The sequence below is a fragment of the Solimonas variicoloris DSM 15731 genome (assembly GCF_000382285.1).
GTDB lineage: Bacteria > Pseudomonadota > Gammaproteobacteria > Nevskiales > Nevskiaceae > Solimonas > Solimonas variicoloris.
This window is the reverse complement of record NZ_KB907944.1, coordinates 1-25,219: the sequence shown is the minus strand read 5'-3', so window position 1 is coordinate 25,219 and position 25,219 is coordinate 1. Positions and strand designations below refer to the sequence as shown.

Sequence of the window (25,219 nt, the reverse complement as noted above, 5' to 3'; positions counted from 1 at the left end):
ACGGCGCAGGCACAATAGCGCGATGCCCACCCTGCGCCTCAACGACTACGACCTCGCCTACGTCGAGACCGGCAGCGGCACGCCGCTGGTGATGATCCATGGCTCGCTGTGCGACTACCGCTACTGGTCGCCGCAGATGCAGGCCTTCGGCACGCAGCGACGCGCGATCGCCGTGAGCCTGCGCCACTGCTGGCCGGAAGCCTGGGACGGCAGCGGCGACGGCTACAGCGCCGAGCAGCACGTCGACGATCTGATCGCCTTCATCGACGCGCTCGATGCCGGCCCGGTCGATCTGCTCGGCCATTCGCGCGGCGGCTATGTCGCGCTGCGCGTCGCGCAGCGTGCGCCGCAGCGCGTCGGCCGGCTGATCCTCGCCGAGCCGGGCGGCCTGCCCGACGCCTCGCTGGTCGCGGCGCCCGACGCGATCCGCGCCCACACCGAGGCGCGCACGCAGGCGGCGGCGGCGCTGATCGCCGCCGGCGACGTCGACGGCGGCCTCGCCGTGTTCATCAACGGCGTCAGCGGCACGCCGATCTGGGAACGCATGGCGTCCGGCTTCAGGCGCATGGCGACCGACAACGCGCGCACGCTGCTCGGCCAGGTCCGCGAAGCACGACCGCAGCTGACGCGCGCCGGGCTCGAAGCGATCACGCAGCCGACGCTGCTGATCGGCGGCGCGCTGACGCCGCCGCCGTTTCCGAAACTGCTCGACCTGCTGCAGACCCACATCGCCGGCGCGCGGCGCGTGACGATCGCCGGCGCCACGCACGCGATGAACCTCGCCGCGCCACGTCCGTTCAACGCTGCGGTCCTCGACTTCCTCGCCTGATCCTGCCGCCATGACCAATCCCCTGCTCGCCGGCCTCAAGGTCCTCGACGTCTCGCGCCTGCTGCCGGGCCCGTTCTGCACGCTCTACCTCGCCCAGCTCGGCGCCGAGGTCGTCAAGATCGAGGAACCGAACGGCGGCGACTACACGCGCGCGCTGTCGCCCGAGCTGTTCGCGCTGGTCAATCGCAACAAGCGCTCGCTGACGCTGGACCTGCGTCAGGCGCCGGGCGTGGAAATCTTCCACCGCCTCGCCGCCGAGGCCGACGTCGTCATCGAATCGTTCCGGCCCGGCGTGATGGATCGCCTCGGCTGCGGCTATGACGCGCTCAAGGCGCTCAACCCGAAGCTCGTCTACGCGGCGCTGACCGGCTACGGCCAGACCGGTCCGTACCGCGATCGCGCCGGCCACGACATGAACTACTGCGCCTACGCCGGCGCGCTCGACCAGATCGGCAACGCCGCCGGTCCGGCGCTGGCCAACACGCAGATCGCCGACCTCGCCGGCGGCGCGCTGAGCTGCGCGCTCGGCATCCTCGCCGCCGTGCACGGCGCGCGCGCGTCGGGCCGCGGCTGCTACGTCGACGCGGCGATGCTCGACGGCACGCTGGCGCTGCAGGTCGCGGCGCTGTCGACGCTGCGCGCACTCGGCCGCACGCAGCCGCGCGGCGCCGACATGCTCAGCGGCGCGCTGCCGAATTACAGCCTCTACGAATGCGCCGACGGCAAATGGTTCGCGCTCGGCGCGCTCGAACCGAAGTTCTGGCAGGCCTTCTGCACCGCCGCCGGCCAGCCCGAGCTCGGGCGCCGCGTGCCGGCGCCGGGCGCGGCCGGCGAGACGACGCGCGCGGCGACGGCGGCGCTGTTCAGGACGCGCACGCGCGACGCATGGGAAGCGCTGCTGGCGCCGGCCGACGCCTGCGCCAGCGGCGTCTACACGCTCGAAGAAGCGCTCGCCAACGAACAGGTGCAGGCGCGCGGCCTCGTCGAGGACTGCGGCGGCAAGCCGGCGATCGCGCATCCGCTGCGCTTCGTCGACGCCGCGCCGAGCGCCAGCACGCCGGCGCCGGCGCTCGGCGCCGACACGGGCGCGCTGCTCGCCGCGCTCGGCATCGATGAAAATGCCTACGCCGCGCTGAAGGCCGCCGCCGTCTGCTGAGCACGGCGCGCCGCCGCCTCCGAGGCGGCATCGTGCGGCGCGATCCCGCGCAAGCCGTGGCGCAGCCCCGAGCGGCACCGCGCGGCCAGGCCGGAGCCCTGCCGCGCCGCCGCGCCTCGTCCGCGCCGCGGCCTTCGCATCCCGATGTCCGCGCCGGACCGTGCCGCGCACGCCGTCACGGCCGCGGCATCGACGGCGGTGCCTCCGTTCAGGGGCGCCGCATCCGGCACGCCCCGCGCTCGTCGAAACGCCGCGCCCCTGGCCCGATCGTCGCCGCGATGTCGCCGGGGTTGGCGAGCCTGCAACGCCGCATCGACAGGCAGCCGCAGCCGATGCAGTCGCTGAGCGCATCGCGCAGCGTCGTCAGCTGGTGGATGCGAGCATCGAGCTCGCCGCGCCAGGCAGCCGACAGCCGTGCCCAGTCGGCGCGCGTCGGCGTGCGCGCGTCCGGCAGCCGCGCCAGCGCCTCGCCCACCATCGCCAGCGGAATGCCGACGCGCTGCGCAGCGCGAATGAAGGCGACGCGACGCAGGCTGTCGCGCGTGTAGCGGCGCTGGTTGCCGCCCGTGCGGCGGCTCGACAGCAAACCCTTGGCTTCGTAGAAGTGCAAGGCCGAGACGGCGACGCCGCTGCGCTCGGAAAGCTGGCCGATCGTCAATTCCGCGGACGTCATTGCCTTCATCCTTGACCTCGACTTTAGTTGAGGTCCTATGCTCGCCGTCCCGGTCATCGACGGTCAAGGCACTGCGAAGGAGAGACGCGATGGGGGCGGCACTGAACAAAGACACGTTCGCGGTCCGGCGCATGCAGGCGGTGCGCCTGGCACGCTACGGCGAACCCGAAGTGCTCGCCGTCGACGCGCTCGAACGGCCGCGTCCCGGCGCCGGCCAGCTGCGCGTGCGCGTCCACGCCGCCGCCGTGCAGCCGGTCGATGCGCAGCTGCGCGCCGGCCGTCTCGCCGGCCGGCTCGCGCCGCTGCCGCTGCGTCTGCCGCTGCAGCTCGGCAACGCCTTCGCCGGCACGGTCGACGCGCTCGGCGACGGCGCCGACGAATTCGAGGTCGGCGACGCCGTGCTCGGCTGGGCGCTGCTCAGCTGCTATGCCGAATACGTCGTCGTCAGCCCGGCGCAGATCGTCGGCAAGCCGCCGGCGATGCCCTGGGATGTCGCCGCGGTGCTGCCCGGCGCGCCGCTCGCCGCGCAGGCGGCGCTGCGCGCGCTGAACGTCGGCCGCGGCGAGACCGTGCTGATCCACGACGCCGCCAACGACACCGGCGCCGCCGCCGTGCAGCTGGCCCGCCGCCACGGCGCGACGGTGATCGGCACGGCGGCGCGCGCGCAGCACGACCGCCTGCGCCGCCTCGGCGCGCAGCCGCTCGACGCCGGCGCCGGTCTGGCGGCGGCGCTGCACGCGCTCGCCGTCCCGCTCGACGCCGCGCTCGACGCGCGCCCGGAAGCCGCGGGCGACGACGCCCTCGCCGCGCTGCTCGCGCACGGCATCGAAAGCGGACGCATCGGCACGCTCGCCGACGCCGAGGCGGCGCAGGCGCACGGCGTCCGCCATCTGCGTCCGCGCCGCTCGCTCGCCGCGCTCGACGAGCTGGTCGACCTGCACGCCGCCGGCGTCCTGCGCGTCGCCGTGCGCCACCGCTATGGCCTGCACGAAGCGGCCGCGGCCCATCGCCTGATCGAGCAGTCGGCCGACGGCGGCGCCGTGGTGCTGATCGTCGCCGACGATTAGGCCCGGTCGACGCAGCGGCGGACGCGAAACGTGTCCTGGCGTGCCGGGGCGGCGGCGCGCCCGCGGACGCGCGCTCGCCGCTCAGGCGGCGTCGTGCAGGACGATGCCGAGCGTGTGGCGCTGCCCGGCGTGCACGCGGCTGACGCCGTGGCGCAGCCGGGCGCGATACCAGCCGCGACTGCCGGCGAGCGGGCGCTCGTGCACGGCGAGGATCGCCGCGGCGCCGGCCGGCACGCGCAGCACGTGGCCGAGCGACTGCTGCCGCGGGCGTTGCTCGACGAGCAGCAGCTCGCCGCCGGCGAAGTCGCGCTCGGGATCGCTGAGCTGGATCACCACCTGCAGCGGGAACCAGCGCGCACCGTAGAGATCCTGATGCAGGCAGTTGTAGTCGCCGGCGCCGTAGCGCAGCAGCAGCGGCGTCGGCCGCCGCTGGCCGGCGGCATGGCAGGCGGCGATGAAATCTTCGTGCCGCGGCGGATAGCGGTCGGCGACGCCGAGCCGCTGCGCCCACGTCTCGGCCAGCGGCTGCAGGCCGGCGTAGAACGCCGCGCGCAGCGCCTGCACCGGCGGCGGCAAGGGATAGCCGAAGTACTGGTATTCGCCGCGGCCGAAGCGGTAACGCGCCATGACGATGCGCGAGCGAAAGTGCGCCGGCTCGTCGTACAGCGCCGCCAGCGCCGCGCGCTCACCGGCGTCGAGCAGCGGCGGCGTCAGCGCATGGCCGTCGGCGTCGAGCGCGGCCTGCAGCGCCGGCCAGTCGAGCGCCGCGACCCGCGCGGCGAGCGCGCCCGCGTCGGGCAGGCCGGCCGCGCTCACGGCGCCACCGCCCACAGCAGCGTCGCGGCATGGCCGCGATACGGTCGCCAGGCTTCGGCGCGCGCACGCAGCGCGCGCGGCGTGGCGACGCCGGCGGCGCGCAGCAGGCCGATGTCGCTGTCCGGCAGGGCGTCGGGATCGCGGCCGAGGCGGATCGCCAGATAGGCGCGCGTCCACGGCCCGAAGCCGCGCCGCCCGGCGAGCTGCGCGTCGAGCGCCGGCCACGGCGCGTCGAGATCGACATCGCCGCGCGCGACCGCGTCGGCGAACGCGCGAATCGCGGCGACGCGCGCGCCCGGCATGCCGAGCGCCGAGAGATCGGCGCTGACGATCGCCGCCGGCGTCAGCGCGCCGCAGCGTGCGACCAGACGCGCCGTCAGCGTGCGCGCCGCCGCGACCGTGACCTGCTGGCCGAGCAGCGTGCGCACGACCAGTTCGAACGGCGACCAGCAGCCGGGCGGGCGAAAGCCCGGACAGCGCGCGAGCCGCGGCGCGAGCAGCGGATCGGTGCCGAGCGCCGCGGCGATCGCGGCGCCGTCGTGCTGCGGCACGAACAGGCGCTCGACGCGACGCCGCGCCGCGTCGGCGGCCAGGCCGTGCCCGGTGACGATCAGCTGCGCGCGCGCCGCATCGTAGTCGACACACACCGCGGCGCCGGCCTCGACGCGCCGGTAGGTGCCGTCGGCGATCGCCTCGACACCTTCGATCAGGCGCGTCGCGAAATAGCCGAGCAGCGCCGGCCACGGGAAGGGCGTGCGCACCGGCAGCGCCAGGTGCAGCGTCGGCTCAGGCGCGTTCACGATGGGCGCGCTCCAGATCGATCAGCACGCGCTTGCGCGGCAGGCCCCAGCGGTAGCCGGCGAGCTGGCCGTCGCCGCGGATCACGCGATGGCAGGGAATCAGCAGGGCGACGCCATTGCTCGCGCAGGCGCGCGCCACGGCGCGCACCGCGTTCGGCCGGCCGAGCGCCTGCGCGACCTCGGCGTACGAGCGCAGCTCGCCGTACGGGATCGTCTGCAGGTACTTCCAGACTTCGAGCTGGAAGGCGGTGCCGCGCGTGTGCACCGGCAGTCCGAGCTGCGGCCGGCGGCCGGCCAGATGCTCGCCGAGCGCGTGCATCCAGTCGTCGAACAGCGCCTGCTGCGCGGCGTCCATCGGCGTCAGGCGCGCCGCCGGATACTCGGCGGCGAGTTCGGCCTGCAGCGCGGCATCGTCGTCACCGAACTGCAGGAAGCAGATGCCGCGGTCGGTGGCGCCGATCAGCACCCGGCCGAGCGGCGTGTCGCCGCCGGCATAAGAGATCGCCACGCCGTGGCCGCCGGCGCGATATTCGGCCGGCGTCATGCCGAGCCGCGTGTCGATCTTTTCGTAGACGCGGCTGCCGGAGCCGTAGCCGGCGCCGTAGATCGCGTCGCTGACGGTCGGCGCCGCGCGCAGCTCGCGGCGCAGCGCCTGCAGCCGGCAGGCCTCGGCGTACTCGCGCGGACTGAGGCCGACGATCGCCTTGAAGCGCCGCTGGAAGTGGAACGGACTCAGGTGCGCGCGCTGCGCCAGCGCCGCCAGCGTCAGCTTCTCGTGCGCGTGCGCCTCGATGTGGCGGCAGACTTCGGCGATGCGCTGCGCCTCGCGCGCGCCGGCGTCGTCGCGCGGACGGCAGCGCTTGCAGGGGCGCAGGCCATCGCCTTCGGCGGCCTGCGCATCGGCGTAGAAGCGCACGTTGTCGCGCTTCGGCAGCCGCGACGCGCACGACGGGCGGCAATAGACGCCGGTCGTGCGCACGCCGTAGACGAAGCGGCCGTCCTGCGCGGCATCGCGCTGCTGCAGCGCGCGCCAGCAGGCGGTCTCGTCGAGCGTCGGGGTGTTCATGGGCGATGGTCCGCGTTGAAGTATGCGCGGCAGTCTGGTCCGGCGCGACGCGCGGCTCCATCCGGAGCTTGCGCGCTGATCAGGCGGCGGCGGACACGCTGTCGTCGCCGGCGAGCACGACGCGGTCGCGGCCGCCCTGCTTGGCCGCATACATCGCCGCGTCGGCGCGCTCGAGCCAGCGTTCGATGCGCTCGGCCGGCCGGCGCACGGCGACGCCGATGCTCAGCGTCAGCGGCCGGCCGCCGGCGTCGATGTCGAGGCGCGCGATGTCGCGGCGCAGCGCCTCGGCCCAGGCCAGCGCCTCGGCGGCGCTGCAGTCGTAGAGCGCGACGACGAACTCCTCGCCGCCGTAGCGCGCCGCCCGGTCGCCGCGGCGCAGGCGCGCCTTCAGCGCCGCACCGACCCAGCTCAGGGCCTCGTCGCCGTGCGCATGGCCGTAGCGGTCGTTGAGCGCCTTGAAGTGGTCGAGGTCGGCATAGACGATGACGTCGGCCGGCTGCGCCTGCAGCGCGTCGCGCCAGCCGCGCCGGTTCGGCAGGCCGGTCAGCGCATCGGTGCCGGCCAGGCGATGCGCCTGTTCGAGCGCGCCGCGCAGCGCATAGGCGCGATCGCCGAGGCCGAGCATCAGCACGAAGGCCTCGAACAGCGCCGCGCCGAGCGCGCCGTAGTCGCCGAGCGCGGTACCGGGCGGCGCATCGAGCACGCTGGCGCTGTCGAGCGCGGTGATCGTCAGCAGCGGCATCCAGCCGACGAAGAAGAAGCCGGCATAGCGCGAGCCGCGCCACCAGGCCCAGCCGGCGGCGAGCAGCAGCAGCGGACCGGACAGCATCAGCAGCGGATTGATGAGCTGCCGCACCAGCGCGCGCAGCGCCTCGCCGCCGAACTGCGCCGACAGCGTCGGCAGCAGCACCGCCCAGCCGACCGCGAGCACCAGCCAGCGCATGCGCGGCGCGTGGCGGCGCAGATCGGCGAAACCGCTGAGGAACACGGTCGCGGCCCAGACCGCGACGCCGGTCGCCAGCCGCCCCCACCACTGCGGCGCCGCCGCCAGCGGCGCGACCGGCAGCGGCGAGTAGGCCAGGCCGGTGACCATCAGCTGCAGCAGCGCGTAGCTGCCGAGATAGAGCGCGTAGGCGAAGAACGCCGGCTCGCGCAGCAGCGCGCCGACCGGCAGCGCCAGCAGCGCGAAAGCCGCCAGCGTCGCCAGCAGCGCGCCGCTGCTCAGCGTCGCCATGGTGTCGCGCAGCGCCAGCTGCGGCGGTGCCAGCAGGGCAAACTGCGGCCGGCTGTCGAGTTCGGCATGCGGCCACCAGCGCAGCAGCAGCGCGCCGTCGCGGCGCGCGTCGGCGTCGAGCGGAAAGACGATGCCGCCGAGCAGGCCCCAGTCGCTGCCGGCGCGGCCGTCGCTCCAGCACCGGCGCTCGCGCTCCTGGCCAGCCTCGAAGCGCGACACCGCGCCGAAGCCCGGCTGCTCGATCGCCAGCAGCTGCTCGCCGTCCGGCCAGGTGCCGGCGGCCGGCCGCACGCGTACCCAGCCGCCGGCGCCGCCGCGCGGCAGCCGGACGCCGGCCGCGTACGGCTGCCAGGCTGCGCCCGGCTGCGTCTCGCCGGCCGCGGCCGCGGCCGCCTGCCAGTCGACCTGCAGCGGCGGCGACGCGGCAAGCGTGGCGACGTGCGGCGAGCGGCCGAGCACCCAGCCGTAGAGAGCGACGACCAGCGCCGCGGCGAGCAGCGCCGTCAGCGCGCGCCACGACGGCAGAGGCGCGGACCGCGCCCTCATCGGCGATCCCCGCGCCGCGCGCGCGCCGACCGCCGGCCGGACCGGACGACTCGAGTGGCGCGATGGGGGGACGTCGACACGGGCGCGAGTGTGGGGTGCGTGCCGCCGCCGGCGGGCAAACGACCGCCGACCGGCGGTCGCGGCGCGACCGGCGCGCTCATGCGCGGTGCAGGATCACGCGCGCCGCGTTGCGCCCCGGTGCGCCGCTGACGCCACCGCCCGGGTGCGCGCCGGCGCCGCACAGGTAAAGGCCCGGCAGCGGCGTGCGGTAGTCGCCCCAGCCGGGCACCGGGCGGAAGCCGAACAGCTGGTGCAGCGACATCGCGCCGTGAAAGATGTTGCCGCCGGTCAGCGCGAAGCGCCGCTCCAGTTCGAGCGGCGACAGCACCTGGCGATGCAGCACGGCGTCGCGGAAGTTCGGCGCATAGGCGGTCACCGCGTCGATGCAGCGCTCGGCGAAAGCGTCCGCCTGCGCGTCCCAGTCGCCTTCGGCGAGCCGGTACGGCGCGTACTGCACGAACAGCTGCGCGATGTGATGGCCGGGCGGCGCCAGCGTGCGGTCGACCGACGTCGGGATCGTCAGCTCGACCAGCGGCGCCTGCGACGGCCAGCCGCGGCGCGCGTCGGCGTAGGCCTGCTCGATGTAGTCGCGCGTCGGGCCGATGTGGATCGTGCCGCGATGCGCAGCGCCGACCTCGTCCTTGCCCGGCCGGCTCGCGAAGTCCGGCAGCTCGGACAGCGCCAGATTGATCTTCATCACTGGGCTCGCGTAGTCGATCCGCTCGACGGCGGCGCGGAACGCGTCGGGCAGCGTGCCGGCCTCGAGCAGCTGCAGGAAAGTCACCGCCGGCGTGGCGTTGGAGACGATCGTGCGCGCGGCGAGGCGCTCGCCGGACGCCAGGCGCACCGCCGCGGCACGGCCGCGCTCGACCTCGATGCGCGCGACCGGCGCACCGGTGCGGATCGTCGCGCCGGCCGCTTCGGCGCTGCGCCGCAGCGCCTCGCTGAGCGCGCCCATGCCGCCCTCGACATAGCCCCAGACGCCGCGCGCGCCGCCGGCGACGCCCATCACGTGATGCAGCAGCACGTAGCCGGTGCCCGGCGCCGACGGCGGCGCGAACGCGCCGATGACCGCGTCGGTCGCCAGCGTCACCTTCAGCGCCTCGGACTCGAACCAGCGGTCGAGGATCGGACTGGCCGCGCCGGTCAGCAGTTCGAGCGCCGCCGGCAGGTCGTCGCCGAGCCGGCGCAGCGCGCGATGGAAGCGCAGCAGCCGGCGCAGATTGCGCAGACGCTCGGGCAGGCCGCGGCGGCGCAGGCCGGGCGGCACCGGCAGCAGCTCCGGCGGCACGTCCTCGAGCGCCGGCTCGAGCGCCTCGGCGACGCGCGCCAGCCAGGCCTCGTAGCGCGGCCAGGCCACGGCGTCGCGCGCCGAGAAGGCGGCGATCTCGCGCCGGTTGAGCTCGGCGTCCGGCCCGAGCAGCAGGCTGCGCCCGTCCGGCAGCGGCGTGAACGACGAGGGATTGCGCGGCAGTACCTTGTAGCCGTGGCGCGCCAGTTCGAGCTCGTGCTCGACCGCGGGCAGCAGCAGCGAAATCAGGTATGAGGCGGTCGACGCGCGATAGCCCGGCGCCAGCGCCTCGGTGACCGCCGCGCCGCCGACCTGCTCGCGGCGTTCGAGCACCAGCACGCGGCGGCCGGCGCGCGCCAGATAGGCCGCGCAGACCAGACCGTTGTGACCGCCGCCGATGACGACGGCATCCCAGACCTCGCTCATGGCGTGCCCAGCGCCTCGGTCGGCATCGCGATGCGGCCGATCGCGGTGTCGGCGACGCTGCCGAAATAGAGCGTGCCGCCGTAGTGGACCACGCTGGTGACCGGCCCGTAGGCGGGCCGCACATGGGGCTGCTCCGGCGGCGCCTCGTATTGCAGGTTCTGCAGCAGCCGGCCGTCGAAATCGAACGACAGCGCCCAGCTGCGCGGGCGCAGCTTCGGCCACAAGAACGTCGGCACGCGGTACAGCAGCGTGCGCAGGCCCGGATGCGCGGCCATCGCGTCGAGTTGCGGCAGGCGCGGCGCGTACAGCGCCAGCCACACGCAGCCGTGATCGTGGTCGATGCTGAGGTTGTCGGGGAAGCCCGGCAGGTTGTCGACGAACACCTCATGCCGGCCGGCGCGCGCGCCCTTGAGCCAGTAGCGCAGCACGCGGTAGGCGCCCATCTCGGAAACCAGCACGTACTCGCCGCCCGGCCCGACGGCGACGCCGTTGGCGAAATGCAGGCCGCGCAGCAGCGTGCGCGTCTCGCCGGTCTGCGGGTCGTAGCGCAGCAGGCGGCCGCTGTCGCCGTGCTCGAGGATGTCCGCCATCGCCTGCCGGTAGCCGAAGCGCGCCGAGGCGTCACTGAAGTAGAGGTAGGGATCGGCGGCCGACTGGTCGACGTCGTCGACGAAGCGGAACGGGATGCCGTCGGCGCCGCTGCTGAGCACCTTCACGGCGCCGCCATCGGTGATCTGCAGCAGGCCGCGCATCGCGTCGGCGACGAACACGCCCTTGGCGCTGACGCTGATGCCGAGCGGCCGTCCGCCGGTGTCGGCGAGGACTTCGCCGTGCTCGCCGTTGAGATCGAAGCGCATCACGCGGCCGTCCTCGTAGCCGGCATAGAGCCGGCCCTGGGTGTCGATCGCCAGGCCTTCCGGGCCGGTGCCGACGCCGTCGGCGAGGCGCTCGAGATCGCGCAGCTGGCCGTTCTGCGGATACTGCTCGGTCGGCGGCGGCAGCGGCGCCTGCCAGGCGACCGGCCGGATCGGCACCGGCCAGAACGCCAGATACAGCACGAGCAGCGCCAGCGTCAGTCCGAACCGTCTGCGTCCGTGCTTCATCGCGCCCTCCCCGGATCGCGGCTCGCGCCCGACCGCACGCCCGCCGCAGGATGCACCGGCGCAGCATGCCCGCGGCGCGCAGTGAGGTCGAGGGGCATCGGCCTACAGCCAGCCGCGCGCCGCGAAACTGGCCGGCGCGCCCTCGCCGATCACCAGATGATCGAGCACGCGCACATCGATCGTGCCGAGCGCCTGGCGCAGGCGCTCGGTCAGCGCGCGGTCGGCGGCGCTCGGCTCGGCATGCCCGCTCGGATGGTTGTGCGCGAAGATCACCGCCGCCGCCTGATGGCGCAGCGCCGCCTTGACGACCTCGCGCGGATAGACGGCGGCGCCGTCGAGCGTGCCGCGCGCCAGTTCCTCGAAGGCCAGCACGCGGTGCTGCGCGTCAAGGAACAGCGCGGCGAAGACCTCGTGGTCGAGATCGCGCAGCCGCGCGCGCAGGAAACGCCCGGCCGCCAGCGGATCGCTGAGCGCCTCGCCGTGACGCAGTTCCTCGGCCAGATGGCGGCGCGCCAGCTCCAGCACCGCCTGCAGCTGCGCGTACTTGGCGGTGCCGAGGCCCTTGCCGGCGCAGAAGCGCGGCAGATCGGCGCGCAGCAGCGCGCGCAGGCCGCCGAAGCCGTCGATCAGCTCGCGCGCCAGCGCCACCGCACTCTTGCCGGCGACGCCGGTGCGCAGAAAGATCGCCAGCAGTTCGGCATCGCTCAGGCTGGCGGGGCCGCGCGCGAGCAGTTTCTCGCGCGGACGCTCGCCGGCCGGCCAGTCGCGGATCGCCATGGCTCCTCCCCGGGCCTTGCCCCGCTGCAAGCCCGCTAGAATGTTGCGATGAACGCCGCGACCCCAACCGTGCCGAATCTCGCAGAACGCCGCATCGTGCTCGGCGTGACCGGCGGCATCGCCGCCTACAAGGCCGCCGACCTGACGCGGCGCCTGCTCGAAGCCGGCGCCGAGGTGCAGGTCGTGATGACCGCCGGCGCCCAGGAATTCGTCACGCCGCTGACCTTCCAGGCGCTGTCCGGCCGCCCGGTGCGCACCTCGCTGCTCGACCCCGCCGCCGAAGCGGCGATGGGTCACATCGAGCTCGCGCGCTGGCCGGACCTGATCCTGATCGCGCCGGCCTCGGCCGACGTCATCGCCCGCCTCGCGCACGGCCTCGCCGACGATCTGCTCAGCACCCTGTGCCTGGCAACCGACAAGCCGATCGCGATCGCGCCGGCGATGAACCGCCTGATGTGGGCGAACCCGGCGACGCAGGCCAACGTCGCCACGCTGGTGGCGCGCGGCGTGCAGGTGATCGGCCCCGGCGCCGGCGCGCAGGCCTGCGGCGAGATCGGCGACGGCCGCATGACCGAGCCGCTGCAGATCCGCGAGGCGGTCGCGCAGCGCTTCGGGCACGGCCCGCTCAGCGGCGTGAAGGCCGTCGTCACCGCCGGCCCGACGCGCGAACCGATCGACCCGGTGCGCTTCATCACCAATCGCTCGTCCGGCAAGATGGGCTACGCGCTCGCCGCCGCGCTGCGCGCGCTCGGCGCCGAAGTGACGCTGCTCAGCGGGCCGACCAGCCTGGCGACGCCGGCCGGCGTCACCCGCATCGACATCGAGACCGCGCAGGAACTGCTCGACGCCGCGCTGCAGACGGCGCGCGGCGCGCAGATCTTCGTCGGCGCCGCCGCGGTCGCCGACTACCGCGTCGACGGCGTCGCCGACGAGAAGATCAAGAAGAACGACGCCACCCTGCAGCTGACGCTGCACCGCAATCCGGACGTCATCAGCGCCGTGCGCGAACAGGACGCGCGGCTGTTCGTGGCCGGCTTCGCCGCCGAGACCGAGAAGCTCGAAGAACACGCGCGCGGCAAGCTCACGCGCAAGAAGCTCGACCTGATCGCCGCCAACTGGGTCGGCCGCGGCCGCGCCTTCGATCGCGACGACAACGCGCTGTCGGTCTACTGGCCGGGCGGCGGCCGCGAGCTGCCGCACGCCAGCAAGACCGAGATCGCGCGCCAGCTCGCGGCGCTGATCGCCGAGCGCTTCCACGCCCGCGCCGCCGCGCCGGCCTGAGGCGCGGGCGCTCGCCCTTTTTTCGCTTTCCGTCCGGCGTGCCCGACGCGCCGGCCCCACTCCGCACCGCTCCGCCATGAAGCAGAACATCCGCCTGAAGATCCTCGACGCGCGCATCGGCAGCGAATATCCGCTGCCGGCCTACGCCACCGACGGCGCCGCCGGCCTCGACCTGCGCGCGCTGCTCGACGCGCCACTGACGCTGGAGCCCGGCGCCACCACGCTGCTCAAGACCGGGCTGGCGATCCACATCGCCGATCCGGCGCTCGCCGCGGTGATCCTGCCGCGCTCCGGGCTCGGCCACAAAAACGGCATCGTGCTCGGCAATCTCGTCGGCCTGATCGATTCCGACTACCAGGGCGAGCTGATGGTCTCGTGCTGGAACCGCAGCCAGGCGGCGTTCACGATCAATCCCGGCGAGCGCATCGCGCAGCTGGTGTTCGTGCCGGTCGTGCAGGCGCAGTTCGAGATCGTCGACGACTTCGCGGCGAGCGCGCGCGGCAGCGGCGGCTTCGGCCACACCGGCCGCCACTGAGCGGCAGCGCCGGCGCATAATCCGCGCGCTTCCACGTCCCTTTTCGTCGCCCCCGCTGCTGACCATGCCCATCGACCTGACCCACGCGCAGACCATTGCCCGCGTCCTGACCGAGGCGCTGCCGTACATCCGCCGCTTTGCCGGCAAGACCATCGTCGTCAAGTACGGCGGCAACGCGATGAAGGACGACACCATGATCGCGTCGTTCGCGCGCGACATCGTGCTGATGAAGCTGGTCGGCATGAACCCGGTCGTCGTCCATGGCGCCGGCCCGCAGATCGGCTCGCATCTCGAACGGCTCGGCAAGAAGAGCGAGTTCATCCAGGGCATGCGCGTCACCGACGAGGAGACCATGGATGTCGTCGAGATGATGCTCGGCGGCCTCGTCAACAAGGCCGTGGTCGCCGCGCTGAACCTGCAGGGCGGCCGCGCCGTCGGCCTGACCGGCAAGGACGGCAGCCTGATCCGCGCCCGCCGCATGCAGATCGCCGGCCACGACCTCGGCCAGGTCGGCGAAGTCGAGAAGATCGACCCGCGCATCATCACGCACCTCGAAGCCGGCGGCTTCATCCCGGTGATCGCGCCGGTCGGCGTCGGCGACAACGGCGAGGCCTACAACATCAACGCCGACGTCGCCGCCGGCAAGCTCGCCGCCGTGCTGCAGGCCGAGAAGATCATCTTCCTGACCAACGCGCCGGGCGTGCTCGACAAGCAGGGCCAGGTCATGACCGGCCTGACCGTGCCGCAGGTCGAGGGCCTGATCGCCGACGGCACGATCTCCGGCGGCATGGTGCCGAAAGTCCGCTACGCGCTCGACGCGGTCAACAGCGGCGTGAAGTCGGCGCATATCATCGACGGCCGGCTCGACCACTCGGTGCTGCTGGAGTTGTTCACCGACCAGGGCATCGGCACGCTCATCCACGGCTGACCGAACGGCGCGCCGCCGCCCGGAGCCCGATTCAAGGAGACGCCTCATGGATATCGGCTTCATCGGACTCGGCGGCATGGGCCGCGGCATCGCCGCCAATCTGCTCAAGGCCGGCCATCGCGTCGTTGTCTGGAACCGCTCGCAGACGCCGGTTCACGAACTGGTCGCGCTCGGTGCCGAGGCTGCCGCCACGGTCGACGAAACGCTGCGCGGCACCGCGCTGTTCTCGATGCTCGCCGACGACGCGGCGCTGCGCGAGGTGCTGCTCGACAGCGGCGCGCTGGGCCGCGCCGCGACCGGACTCGTGCACGTCAACCTGGCGACGATCTCGACCGCGCTGGCGCGCGAACTCGACGAGCGTCACGCCGAGAACGGCCTCGGCTACGTCTCGGCGCCGGTGTTCGGCCGTCCGGACGCGGCGGCCGCCGGCACGCTGCAGGTGCTCGCCGCCGGCCGCGAGGACGCCGTCGATCGCGTGCTGCCGCTGCTCGCGGCGATCGGCCAGAAGACCTGGCGGCTCGGCGCGGACCCGGTGCGCGCCAACGCACTGAAGATTTCCGGCAACTTCATGATCGCCGCCGCGCTGGAGGCGATGGGCGAAGCCGCGGCACTCGGCCAGGCCTACGGCGTCAGCCCGACCGAGCTGATCGAAATGCTGACCGGCACGCTGTTCGCCGCGCCGGTCTACAAGAACTACGGGGCACTGATCGCCGAGCGGCGCTACGAGCCGGCCGGCTTCAAGCTGCGCCTCGGACTCAAGGACGTGCGTCTGGCGCTGGCCGCCGGCGATGCGGCGCAGGTGCCGTTGCCGCTGGCCAGCCTGCTGCGCGACGCGATGCTCGAAGGCCTCGCCGCCGGCGACGGCGATGCCGACTGGTCGGTCATCGCCCGCCTCGCCGCGCGCCGCGCCGGCCAGCCCGAAGGCGGCGAGCGCGCGCGCTTCGACTAGGGCCGCAACGCCAGGCGCGCTGACAGGCCCTAGGGCGACGGCTTCGGCGCGACCTGCTGCGCGCGCAGCGCGCGGTAGCGCGCCAGGTCGTCACCGTATTTCTCGGCGACTTCGCGCTTCTCGGCGTCGAACTCGGCGTGCGCCTGGCGGTTCGCATCCAGCGTGCGCTTCAGGTCTTCGAGCTTCTGCGTCAGCGCCGACCCCGGCGTCTTGCCGGCCTTGAGCAGACCGTCGATGCGCGCCTGCTGCTGGGCGACGGCCTTCTCGTTATCGGCGATGGTGCGCGCGGCGAGCCGCTGGCGGCCGTCGAGCATGGCGATGCGCTCGTCGCGCGCGCGTTCGATGTCCTTCTCGCTGTTGTAGGTGCCGAGCAGGAAGCGGTCGTAGTCGCGCTGCTTCTGCGCCCGGCGCGCGGCTTCCTCGCGCTCGCGCGCCGCCTGCGCCTCGGCGGCGTATTCGGCGTCGGTCTTCTCGCGCGGCTTGACCTCGCGCACGCGGCCCTGGCCGTCGAACACCTGGCGCTCCTGGCCGACGTACTGCGGCGGCACCGAATCGCCGCAGGCGCGCTGGCCGCGCTCGTCGGTCCAGCACTGCACGCGATGATTCTGCGCCGCCGGCGGCGCAGCCACGGCGCCGGCTGACAGCGCCACGCCCACAACCACCGCCAGTCCCCGCTTCGACAAGCTTCGCATCAGCCGTTCCGTCTCGAACCCCGGCGCCGATTATGCGGCATCGGCCGCGCCGACCCGGGCGCCGGCGACGACCTGCCCGCCGCCGGGGACGGACGGCGGCAGGGCGATCGGCGGCGCGACGATTTCCCAGTAAAGTCGCGGCATGTCCGCCCTGCGCCGTTCGTCGCTGCCGCCGTCTCGCGTCCTCTGGATCGCGCTGGCGATCACCGGCCTGGCGACGGCGCTGTGCCTGACGCTGGCCAGCGGCCAGCCCTATCTCGGCGTCAAGCTCGCCGCCGAGCACCCCGATGCGCCGCCGCGCGTGCTGGCCGCCAAAGGCCCGGCTGCCGACCTGCTGCGGCGCGGCGACGTGCTCGTCGCGCTCGACGGCGAGGCCGGCCACGTCGCCCTGCGCGGCGACGACCTGGCGGCGGAACCCGACATCGCCTATGCCGATTACGCGAGCTTCGCCGCATTCATGGTCCGCCAGCAGCGACTGGCGACGCTGCAGGCCGGGCCGCAACTGCGCCTGCTGCTCGCCGACGGTCGCAGCGTGACGCTGCGGCCGCGCGTGCACCGGCCGATCGCCGATCTGCCGTTCACGTTCTGGCTGCAGGTCTTCGCCGCCGCCGCCTGCTGGATGGTCGGCGCCGCGATCTGGGCGTTCCGCCGCGAGCAGCCGGCCTCCGTGTACCTGCTGATCACCGGCTTCGGCACGCTGCTGATGGCCGGCAGCGCCGCGGTCTACAGCAGCCGCGAACTGGCGCTGCCGGCGACGCTGTTCGGCTGGCTCTCGCAGCTCAACCAGGGCGGCGCGCTGATCTGCGCCGGGGCCTTCGCCGCGGTGCTGTTCCACTACCCGCGCAGCCTCGGCGCGCCGCGCTGGAGCGCGCTGCTGGTGCTCGGCTACGCCGGCCTCTGGCTCCTCGAGGCGCTGCACCTGCTGCCGTTCGCCAATCGCGGCGTGCAGGCCGCGATCCTGCTCAGCGTGCTGCTGGCGGCGGCGCTGGCGATCGTGCAGTGGCGCGGCGCGCGCGGTGATCCGCTGCGCCGCGCCGCGCTGCAGTGGTTCCTGCTGTCGTGGTTCCTCGGCAGCAGCGCCTACATGTTCGTGGTGCTGATTCCGGCGCTGGCCGGCATCGATACCGGAGAGCTGCAGGCCTACGGCTTCGGCCTGATGTGGCTGGTCTCGTTGGGCCTCGCGCTCGGCATCGCCCGCTACCGCCTGTTCGACCTCGAAACCTGGTGGTTCCGCGCCCTGGCGCTGGTCGGCGGCGGCGCCGCGGTGGTGATCTTCGACCTGCTGTTCGTCTCGGTGCTCGACATGAGCCAGCCGGCGGCGCTGGCGATGGCGCTGGCGATCGCCGGCTGGCTGTACTTTCCGCTGCGGCAATGGCTCGCCACGCGGGTCCTGCAGCGCTTCGGCCTGCGCCGCATGCGCGACGTGCCGGCGCTGCTGCGCGAGATCATCGCCGACTCGCCGCTGGCCGCCGAACGCCTGTTGCCCGAATCGCTGCGCCGGCTGTTCGCGCCGCTGCAACTGGTGCCGCTCGAAGCAGGGGTGCCGGACAAAGTGCGCATCGTCGCCGACGGCACCGTGCTGCGCGTGCCCGGCATCGGCCGCTGGCCAGGCTGGGAAGTGCACTGGGCCGACCACGGCAACCGCCTGTTCCACCGTCAGGACGCGCGTCTGGCGGCGGCGGTGCGCGCGGTGCTCGAACGCATCGTCGCCTATCAGGATGCGGTCGAGGCCAGTATCGAGCGCGAGCGCACGCGCGTCGCCGCCGATCTGCACGACGACGTCGGTGCGCGCCTGCTGACGCTGCTGCACCGCGCCGACGGCGAGCAGGCGCAGGCGATCCGCGAAACGCTGGCGAGCCTGCGCCTGATCGTGCACGGCCTCGGCGCCGAACCGCAGCCGCTCGCCGAGGCGCTCGCCGAGTGGCGCGCCGAACTGCACGAGCGCTGCGAAGCGGCCGGCGTGCGCGTGATCTGGGACGAGGTCCAGCCGCTGCCGGACTGGCGCCTCGATGCCACGCACCAGCTGCACCTGGCGCGCGTGCTGCGCGAAGCGATCAGCAACGCGCTGCGTCACGCGCATCCGACGCTCATCGAAGTCCGCCTGTCGAGCGAGCACGGCCAGCTGCTGCTGAGCATCGCCAACGACGGCAGCTGCCGGCCGCCGCCGCAGTGGCGCAGCGGCAACGGCCTGCGCAGCATGCGCAGCCGCACGCAGAAGCTCGGCGGCGAGCTGGACATTCGCGGCGAAGCGGGCCGCGTCGTGCTGCGGCTGCGCGTGCCGCTCGACACGTCCCCCCATTCCGGGGCTGACCCGGCGCGGAGCGATGCATGAAACTGCACGCCGAACGAACAGAGCAGCACACGCAAAGGACAGCGGGCATGCAGCGCGGCTTGGTGATCGAAGATCTCGCGTCCACGGCGGACTGGCTGCGGCGCGCGCTGCGCGAGGCCTTTCCCGGCATGGCCATCGAACATGCCGAGACCGTGGCCGAGGCGCGGCTCGCGCTGGCGCGCGCGCCGGCCGCCATCGCGCTCGTCGACCTCGACCTGCCGGACGGCTCCGGCATCGACCTGATCGCCGAAATCAGCGCGCGCCATCCGGGCTGCCAGTGCATCGTCACCACGATCTACGGCGACGACCGCCACCTGTTCCCGGCGTTGCGGGCCGGGGCGCAGGGCTATCTGCTGAAGGACCAGCCGGTCGAGCGCCTGGTCGCCGCGCTGCAGGCGATCGACCGCGGCGAACCGCCGCTGTCGCCGGCGATCGCACGGCGCCTGCTCGGCATGTTCGCGCCCAACGGCGCGACGCCGGAGGAGCAGAAGCTGACCGCGCGCGAGCGCGAGACGCTGACGCTGATCGCCAAGGGCCTGCGCTTGGCCGAGGTCGCCGAGCAGCTCGGCGTGACGCGCAACACCGCCGCCGGCTTCGTCAAGGCGATCTACCGCAAGCTCAACATCTCGAGCCGCGCCGAGGCGGCGCTCGAAGCGACGCGCCTCGGCCTCGTCAAGAACGCGTTCTGAACGGCCTCAGGCGCCGACGCCGTACTGCGCCTGGTAGGCGCGGATCGCGTCGAGCGTGCCGGCCGGCACCTGCGCGGCGCCGCCGGCCGACAGGTAGCTCAGCATCGTCTGCACGTTGACCAGCGACACGACGCGGATGCCCGAGTCGCGCTCCATTTCCTGCACCGCCGACAGGCCGCTCGCCCCCTTTTCCTGGCGATCGAGCGCGATCACCGCGGCGGTCGGCTGCGCACCGGCGCTCTTGAGCAGGCGCACCGCCTCGCGCAGCGCGGTGCCGGCGGTCAGCACGTCGTCGACGATGACGACGCGGCCCGCCGGCGGCGCGCCGACCAGCGTGCCGCCCTCGCCGTGGTCCTTGGCTTCCTTGCGGTTGTACGCGTACGGCACGTCACGCGCGCCGCCGGGCGCGGCCGGATCGGCCAGCGCGCAGGCGACGGCGGTGACCAGCGGAATGCCCTTGTAGGCGGGTCCGAACAGCATGTCGTAGGCGAGCCCCGAGGCGGCGAGCGCCTGCGCGTACGCCTGCCCGAGCGCGCGCATCGCCGCACCGGAGGAGATCTTGCCGAGATTGAAGAAGTACGGCGACTGGCGACCGGACTTCAGCGTGAAGGTGCCGAACTTGAGCACTTCGTGCTCGAGCGCGAGGCGCAGGAACTCGGTCTGGTAGGCGGGCATCGACATGGCGGACACGGGAGCGAAAACGAAGGGCCGGTATGATACGGGCTTCCCCCGCCCAGCCCCAGCCTTCCGCCCCCTTCGAGGACCTGCCGTGCGTGTGATCTCGCTCAATGCCAATGGCATCCGCTCCGCCGCTCGCAAGGGCCTGTTCGACTGGCTGCCGCAGCAGAACGCCGACTTCCTGTGCCTGCAGGAGATCAAGGCGCAGCTCAGTGACCTGGAAGGCGACGTCACGTTTTCGCCGGCCGGCTGGCACGCGCACTTCAATCATGCGCAGAAGAAAGGCTATGCCGGCGTCGGCATCTTCTCGCGCCGCGAGCCGGACCACGTGCTCGACAAGCTGGGCGTTGCCGAGTTCGACGACGAGGGCCGCTATCTCGAACTGCGCTACGGCGCGCTGTCGGTCGTCTCGCTGTACGTACCGTCCGGCTCGTCCGGCCCCGACCGGCAGGCGAGCAAGGACCGCTTCCTCGCGTTCTTCCTGCCGGTCCTGCGCGACTGGCTGGCGTCGGGCCGCCAGTACATCGTGGTCGGCGACTGGAACATCGCGCACAAGAACATCGACCTCAAGAACTGGCGCGGCAACCAGAAGAACTCCGGCTTCCTGCCGCACGAGCGCGCGTGGATGGACCAGCTGCTCGGCACCGAGGCGCCCGGCCTGGGCTGGGTCGACGCCTATCGCCAGCTGCATCCGGCGACCGAGGGCGAGGCCTACACCTGGTGGAGCAACCGCGGCCAGGCCTGGGCCAAGAACGTCGGCTGGCGCATCGACTACCAGATCGTCACGCCGAACCTGCGCGACAAGATCCGCACGACCTCGATCTGGAAGGACACGCGCTTTTCCGATCACGCGCCGCTGACGATCGACTACGCGCTGTAGGCGCGTGCCGCCGGCGTCCGGCGCTCAGCCGGCGTCGGCGCGCACGTCGTTCTCGGCGATCGACTGCTCGACCAGACCCGTCCGCCACAGCCAGGCGTAGAGCAGCACGCCTGGCAGCGCGGCGAGCGTCGTCAGCAGGTAGAAGTCGACGTAGCCGAACCACTCGATCAGGCGCCCGGCCGTGGTGCCGGTGAGGAAGCGGCCGACCACCGAGGCCGCCGCCGACAGCAGCGCGAACTGCGTCGCCGTGAAGCTGAGATTGCACAGCGCCGACAGGTAGGCGACCACGGCCACGCCGCCGATGCCGCTGGCGATGTTCTCGAAGCCGATCGTGAAGGCCAGGAACTCGTTGCTGTGGCCGATCTGCGCGAGCACCGCAAACGACAGGTTCGACACCGCCATCAGGATCAGGCTGACCATCACCGAGCGCTTCATGCCGAGCCGCGCGTACAGCATGCCGCCGATGAAGATGCCGATCAGGTACGCGAAGAAGCCGAAGCCGACGTCGTAGGTGGCGATCTCCTCGTTGCTGAAGCCGAGATCGTCGAGCAGCAGACGCACGGTCAGATTGGCGAGCGTGTCGCCGATCTTGTGCAGCAGGATGAACAGCAGCACCAGCCAGGCACCGTTGCGGCGGAAGAACTCGGTGAGCGGATTGACGACGGCCCCGAACAGCTCGGCCCAGCCCTTGCTCGGCGCCGGCGCGCGATGCCGCGACGGCTCGCCCATCAGCAGCGCGACCAGCACCGCCGGCAGCGCGAAGCCCGCGCACAGCACGTAGGCCGCGCTCCAGCCGAAATGCGTGGCGACGATCAGCGCGAGCCCGCCGGCGGTCGCCGAGCCGATGCGCCAGCCGTACTGCGACATGCCGGAGCCGACGCCGAGCTGGTGCGGCTGCAAAAGCTCGATGCGGTAGGCGTCGATGACGATGTCGAAGGTCGCGCCGGCGACGCCGACCAGCACCGCCGCCAGCACGACGCCGCCGAGATTCGCAACCGGATCAGCGAGGCCCAGCGCCGTCACCGCGGCGACGACGAACAGCGCCGACAGCCACAGCCAGGCGCGACGCCGGCCGTAGCGGCCGAGCAGCGGCAGGCGCACGCGGTCGATCGCCGGCGCCCACAGGAACTTGAGGTTGTAGACGAGAAAGGCCAGCGAGAACGCGGTGATGCTGGCCTTGCTGATGCCGTCCTGCTTGAGCCGCGTGCTCAGCGTCGCGCCGAGCATCGCGTACGGGAAGCCCGACGAGACACCGAGCAGCAGCGCCGCCAGCGGCGCCGCCTCGAAATACGGTTGCACGGAAACCGGCAGCCGCGCGCGCAGCGCGGTCACGAAACTCGTCATGGATGATCCGGGAAAGAAGCGCGTACAGCGTAGCGCAGGCGCGCGACGCGTGCCGCGTGCCGCGCGGGCGCAGCCGGGCGCGGCTTCAGGCGGCAAGCGCCGCGCGGTGCTGCAGGCGCACGAAGACCTCGGCGAAGCGCCGGCCGATGTCGTTGTGAGCGGGCACGTCGCGCGCGCGGTGATAGACCGGCAGCTCGAGCCGGTCGATGTTGTCGGCGCGCCCGGCGTGCGTGGCGCCGAGCAGCTTGAGGTGGCGGACAATGCGGTCGTGGTCGGAGGCCACGTCGTAGTAGAAGGTGCGAATGCCGTTCTGCCAGGCCGTCAGGTGCAGACAGGCCTGCAGCACGAAGCCGGCACCGCGGCCCTGGTAGTCGTCGGCGATCGTGATCGCGACGTCGGCGGCGCGCGGATCGCCGTTGAGGCGCACGTAGCGCGCGATGCCGATGCCCGGCTCCTCGGGCTTGTCGAGATTGATCGCGCCCCAGGCGGCGTGATTGATCTGGTCGATCTGCACCAGGCGCGCGATCTGCTCGTCGCTGAGCCGGTCCGGATCGCCGTTCGGGAAGCGGCGCCGGCGCGCCAGCTGCGACAGCCGCGCGAAGCCCTCGCGCAGGCGCGCCGCGTCGTCCGGACGGATCGGCCGCACCAGGATCGGCAGGCCGTCGTCGAGCACGTACCTGAACGCCCCGGACAGCTGCGGCGTACGCCAGGCATCGAACATCGCGATCTCCTCGGCGCGCGGCGCGCGCTCAGTCGTCGCGCAACAGGTCGAGCGGGTTGTCCCAGTGTGCCGGGCGCCCGGCACTGATCCCGTCGCGCTCGCCGTAGTCATCGCGCTCGATGTCGAGCGCCCCCGAATAGTCCTCGGGCGGCGCGCAAGGCCGCGCGGCTAGCGCCATCCAGGTCTCGAAGTCGTAATCCTCGAGCGTGCCGTCGTAGTGCTGGACTAGCACCAGCTCGGCCTGCGCATCAATGCCGATGACTTCGAAGGGTTCGCCGTCGGCCTCGAACCACTGGCCTATCGTCAGATCACCCAGCCATTCCGCCATGATCCACCTCCTGCGCCGCGCACGCGGTGCCCGTCCTTTCTACGCCGCGGCGCCGGGAGCGGCAAGCCATTGCGCCGGGGGCGCGGCGCAAGCGCCTGAAAGCGCGCGGATTCGCGGAACGCGGGCGGGCCGGCGCTAGGGGCAGGGCAGCGGATACTGCTGGTGCAGCGCCTCCAGCGCGCGCAGCAGCTTCGGCGATAGCGCCAGCGCGGCGCTGTCGAGGTTGCGGCGCAGCTGCTCCGGCGTGGTCGCGCCGATGATCGTCGCCGTCACGAACGGCCGCGCGTGCACGAAGGCGAGCGCCATCTGTGCCGGATCGAGACCATGCTCGCGCGCCAGCTCGACGTAGGCGCGCGTCGGCGCCTCCGCCTGCGCGCCGGCGTAGCGCGTGAAGCGCGTGAACAGCGCCATGCGCGAGCCGGCCGGCTTCACGCCGCCGAGATACTTGCCGGACAGTACGCCCATCGCCAGCGGCGAGTACGCGAGCAGGCCGACGTCCTCGCGCTGCGCGAACTCGGCAAGACCGACCTCGAAGCTGCGGTTCAGCAGGCTGTACGGATTCTGGATGCTGGCGATGCGCGGCAGGCCCTGCTCGCGGTGCAGGCGCAGGTACTCGGCAACACCCCACGGCGTTTCGTTCGATACGCCGATGTGGCGGATCTTGCCCTGCTGCTGCAGCCCGGCGAGCGCCTCCAGCGTTTCGGCGATCGGCACGCCGCCGTCGCTGCCGTCGGCGTCGTAACCGAGACGTCCGAAATAGTTCGTCGGCCGCTGCGGCCAGTGCACCTGATAGAGGTCGATGACCTCGGTCTGCAGGCGCCGCAGCGAAGCTTCACAGGCGGCGACCAGCGACGCGCAATCGAGCTTCGGGCCGCCGCGCACGTACGGAAACGCGCCCGGCCCGATGACCTTGCTGGCGAGCACGATGTCATGGCGCCGGCCGCTCTTGCGCAGCCAGCTGCCGATGATTTCCTCGGTGCTGCCGTAAGTTTCCGCACGCGGCGCGACCGGATACATCTCGGCGGTGTCGAGAAAGTTGACGCCCGCGTCGAGCGCCATCTCGATCTGCGCATGCGCTTCCGCCTCGCTGTTCTGCTCGCCCCAGGTCATGGTGCCGAGGCAGATCGGGCTGACGGACAGTTCGGTGCGACCGAGGCGGCGATGCGGAAGATTCATGGGCGGCGCGGCGCGAGAGGTTCGCGCGCAGTGTACGCAAACGTGTCAGCGCGCTCAGGCGGCGCGGGCGAGATCGCGTGCTTCGATCAGGCGCCGGATCGCCGGCTTGAAGATCAGCTCCATCGCGCGCTCCTGCTGCGGCCCCGGCACGACCAGCGTCTGCGCGTGCGAGCGGAACGCGCCGGGCACCTCGCGCAGCAGCAGTTCGAAGTCGGCGTGCACGCGCGAGTGATCGTTGAAATGAATGACGACAAGGCTTTCCTCGGACAGCGGAATCTCGCGCAGCGCGAACGGGTTGCTGGTATCGACGAGCGGCACGCGCTGGAAGTTCACGTCGGTCCGCGAGAACTGCGGGACGATGTAGTTCACGTAGTCCGGCATGCGGCGCAGGATCGTGCGCGTCACTTCTTCCGGGTGATAGCCGCGCTCGTCGGTATCGCGCTTGAGCTTCTGGATCCATTCCAGATTGATGACCGGCGTCACGCCGATCAGCAGATCCATGTGCGCGGCAATGTTGACCTCGTCGCCGACGTAGGCGCCGTGCAGCCCCTCGTAGAACAGCAGGTCAGTAGTCGGTCCTGAAATATTCAATTCACCGCCGCCAGCCGCCGACCCGGCGGCCATGCCCCCCTCGTCACTGACCACCCGCTCAAGCATCCCGACCAGAAGCCAGAGTGCAAAAAGGGCCTTCAGTCCCAACCGGGCAATGGCCCGCATCAACCAGCGCAGGTTGTAGCCGGCGGCACACAACACCGGATGCAGCACATCCCCTTCCGATCCTTTGAGCCAGTTCCGCCGTAGTCCGCAGTCGTCCTTCAGGTGCCCGATCACCGGCTCCACGG

At 72.7% G+C, this 25,219-nt stretch carries 25 protein-coding genes; 10 read left to right on the top strand and 15 right to left on the bottom strand.

Annotation, left to right across the window (positions count from 1 at the left end; all coding sequences use genetic code 11):
• Positions 1-22: 22 nt before the first annotated feature.
• Positions 23-829 (top strand): alpha/beta fold hydrolase, encoded by an 807-nt coding sequence (locus tag H149_RS0116510; RefSeq protein ID WP_020650879.1) that lies wholly within the window; start codon positions 23-25, stop codon positions 827-829.
• A 10-nt stretch (positions 830-839) separates the two neighbouring features.
• Positions 840-1,985: a CaiB/BaiF CoA transferase family protein gene (locus H149_RS0116505; protein ID WP_020650878.1), complete on the top strand. Its 1,146-nt coding sequence runs from the start codon at positions 840-842 to the stop codon at positions 1,983-1,985.
• Positions 1,986-2,193: 208 nt separating this feature from the next.
• Here the strand turns inward: H149_RS0116505 and soxR are convergent, their stop codons facing one another.
• Positions 2,194-2,658 carry a redox-sensitive transcriptional activator SoxR gene (soxR, locus tag H149_RS0116495; RefSeq protein WP_020650876.1) on the bottom strand — a complete coding sequence of 155 codons (465 nt, stop codon included), beginning with the start codon at positions 2,656-2,658 and terminating at the stop codon, positions 2,194-2,196.
• Positions 2,659-2,747: 89 nt separating this feature from the next.
• Here soxR and H149_RS0116490 point away from each other — a divergent pair, with 89 nt between their 5' ends.
• Positions 2,748-3,725 carry an NADP-dependent oxidoreductase gene (locus H149_RS0116490; protein WP_020650875.1) on the top strand — a complete coding sequence of 326 codons (978 nt, stop codon included), beginning with the start codon at positions 2,748-2,750 and terminating at the stop codon, positions 3,723-3,725.
• An 81-nt stretch (positions 3,726-3,806) separates the two neighbouring features.
• Here H149_RS0116490 and H149_RS0116485 read toward each other — a convergent pair whose 3' ends face one another.
• The 7 genes from H149_RS0116485 to radC form a co-directional block, all read right to left on the bottom strand.
• Positions 3,807-4,592, bottom strand: coding sequence for a 2OG-Fe(II) oxygenase (locus tag H149_RS0116485; RefSeq protein ID WP_436278846.1), 786 nt, complete (start codon positions 4,590-4,592; stop codon positions 3,807-3,809).
• A complete protein-coding gene (locus H149_RS0116480) occupies positions 4,538-5,341 on the bottom strand; it encodes a DNA-3-methyladenine glycosylase family protein (RefSeq protein ID WP_020650873.1) in 804 nt (267 codons plus the stop codon). Before H149_RS0116480 ends, H149_RS0116485 begins: the two co-directional genes overlap by 55 nt.
• Complete coding sequence (gene ada, locus H149_RS0116475; protein ID WP_020650872.1) at positions 5,328-6,407, bottom strand: bifunctional DNA-binding transcriptional regulator/O6-methylguanine-DNA methyltransferase Ada; 1,080 nt, start codon at positions 6,405-6,407, stop codon at positions 5,328-5,330. Before ada ends, H149_RS0116480 begins: the two co-directional genes overlap by 14 nt.
• A gap of 79 nt (positions 6,408-6,486) precedes the next feature.
• Complete coding sequence (locus H149_RS21435) at positions 6,487-8,187, bottom strand: GGDEF domain-containing protein (protein WP_020650871.1); 1,701 nt, start codon at positions 8,185-8,187, stop codon at positions 6,487-6,489.
• 157 nt (positions 8,188-8,344) lie between these two features.
• Positions 8,345-9,964: a phytoene desaturase family protein gene (locus H149_RS0116465; protein ID WP_020650870.1), complete on the bottom strand. Its 1,620-nt coding sequence runs from the start codon at positions 9,962-9,964 to the stop codon at positions 8,345-8,347.
• Complete coding sequence (locus H149_RS0116460) at positions 9,961-11,067, bottom strand: SMP-30/gluconolactonase/LRE family protein (RefSeq protein WP_020650869.1); 1,107 nt, start codon at positions 11,065-11,067, stop codon at positions 9,961-9,963. The genes H149_RS0116465 and H149_RS0116460 overlap by 4 nt, the downstream gene beginning before the upstream one ends.
• 102 nt (positions 11,068-11,169) lie before the next feature.
• Positions 11,170-11,844, bottom strand: coding sequence for a RadC family protein (gene radC, locus H149_RS0116455; RefSeq protein ID WP_020650868.1), 675 nt, complete (start codon positions 11,842-11,844; stop codon positions 11,170-11,172).
• A gap of 48 nt (positions 11,845-11,892) precedes the next feature.
• Between radC and coaBC the strand changes: the two genes are divergently transcribed.
• The 4 genes from coaBC to H149_RS0116435 all read left to right on the top strand — a co-directional run bounded on the left by coaBC (position 11,893) and on the right by H149_RS0116435 (position 15,537).
• Complete coding sequence (gene coaBC, locus H149_RS0116450; RefSeq protein WP_020650867.1) at positions 11,893-13,125, top strand: bifunctional phosphopantothenoylcysteine decarboxylase/phosphopantothenate--cysteine ligase CoaBC; 1,233 nt, start codon at positions 11,893-11,895, stop codon at positions 13,123-13,125.
• A 76-nt stretch (positions 13,126-13,201) separates the two neighbouring features.
• Entirely contained in the window at positions 13,202-13,660 is a 459-nt protein-coding gene (gene dut / locus H149_RS0116445; RefSeq protein ID WP_020650866.1) for a dUTP diphosphatase, read from the top strand.
• A 64-nt stretch (positions 13,661-13,724) separates the two neighbouring features.
• Entirely contained in the window at positions 13,725-14,588 is an 864-nt protein-coding gene (argB, locus tag H149_RS0116440; RefSeq protein ID WP_020650865.1) for an acetylglutamate kinase, read from the top strand.
• A gap of 46 nt (positions 14,589-14,634) precedes the next feature.
• The gene (locus tag H149_RS0116435) at positions 14,635-15,537 is read left to right on the top strand and encodes an NAD(P)-dependent oxidoreductase (protein ID WP_020650864.1); all 903 of its coding nucleotides are present in this window, start codon (positions 14,635-14,637) and stop codon (positions 15,535-15,537) included.
• 29 nt (positions 15,538-15,566) lie between these two features.
• Here the strand turns inward: H149_RS0116435 and H149_RS0116430 are convergent, their stop codons facing one another.
• Positions 15,567-16,187 (bottom strand): hypothetical protein, encoded by a 621-nt coding sequence (locus H149_RS0116430; RefSeq protein ID WP_154654885.1) that lies wholly within the window; start codon positions 16,185-16,187, stop codon positions 15,567-15,569.
• A gap of 184 nt (positions 16,188-16,371) precedes the next feature.
• On the opposite strand from H149_RS0116430, the gene H149_RS0116420 reads away from it, so the two are divergent.
• Together H149_RS0116420 and H149_RS0116415 are read left to right on the top strand one after the other, a co-directional pair.
• Positions 16,372-18,561 (top strand): sensor histidine kinase, encoded by a 2,190-nt coding sequence (locus tag H149_RS0116420; protein WP_020650861.1) that lies wholly within the window; start codon positions 16,372-16,374, stop codon positions 18,559-18,561.
• Between the two features lie 47 nt (positions 18,562-18,608).
• Positions 18,609-19,250 (top strand): response regulator, encoded by a 642-nt coding sequence (locus H149_RS0116415; protein WP_020650860.1) that lies wholly within the window; start codon positions 18,609-18,611, stop codon positions 19,248-19,250.
• Between the two features lie 6 nt (positions 19,251-19,256).
• Here the strand turns inward: H149_RS0116415 and pyrE are convergent, their stop codons facing one another.
• Positions 19,257-19,925, bottom strand: a complete 669-nt coding sequence (gene pyrE / locus H149_RS0116410; protein WP_211213625.1) for an orotate phosphoribosyltransferase — start codon at positions 19,923-19,925, stop codon at positions 19,257-19,259.
• Between the two features lie 94 nt (positions 19,926-20,019).
• Here pyrE and H149_RS0116405 point away from each other — a divergent pair, with 94 nt between their 5' ends.
• On the top strand, positions 20,020-20,808 hold the full coding sequence (locus H149_RS0116405) for an exodeoxyribonuclease III (protein ID WP_026353242.1): 789 nt from the start codon (positions 20,020-20,022) through the stop codon (positions 20,806-20,808).
• Positions 20,809-20,832: 24 nt separating this feature from the next.
• On the opposite strand, the gene H149_RS0116400 is transcribed toward H149_RS0116405, so the two are convergent.
• From H149_RS0116400 to H149_RS21430, 5 genes are all read right to left on the bottom strand, one after another.
• Positions 20,833-22,152 (bottom strand): AmpG family muropeptide MFS transporter, encoded by a 1,320-nt coding sequence (locus H149_RS0116400; RefSeq protein ID WP_020650857.1) that lies wholly within the window; start codon positions 22,150-22,152, stop codon positions 20,833-20,835.
• 85 nt (positions 22,153-22,237) lie between these two features.
• Positions 22,238-22,873, bottom strand: a complete 636-nt coding sequence (locus H149_RS0116395; RefSeq protein WP_020650856.1) for a GNAT family N-acetyltransferase — start codon at positions 22,871-22,873, stop codon at positions 22,238-22,240.
• Positions 22,874-22,901: 28 nt separating this feature from the next.
• Positions 22,902-23,201 carry a DUF6763 family protein gene (locus H149_RS0116390; RefSeq protein ID WP_020650855.1) on the bottom strand — a complete coding sequence of 100 codons (300 nt, stop codon included), beginning with the start codon at positions 23,199-23,201 and terminating at the stop codon, positions 22,902-22,904.
• Positions 23,202-23,336: 135 nt separating this feature from the next.
• The gene (locus H149_RS0116385; protein ID WP_020650854.1) at positions 23,337-24,377 is read right to left on the bottom strand and encodes an NADP(H)-dependent aldo-keto reductase; all 1,041 of its coding nucleotides are present in this window, start codon (positions 24,375-24,377) and stop codon (positions 23,337-23,339) included.
• A 54-nt stretch (positions 24,378-24,431) separates the two neighbouring features.
• Positions 24,432-25,001 (bottom strand): nucleoside/nucleotide kinase family protein, encoded by a 570-nt coding sequence (locus tag H149_RS21430; protein ID WP_020650853.1) that lies wholly within the window; start codon positions 24,999-25,001, stop codon positions 24,432-24,434.
• Positions 25,002-25,219 lie beyond the last annotated feature (218 nt).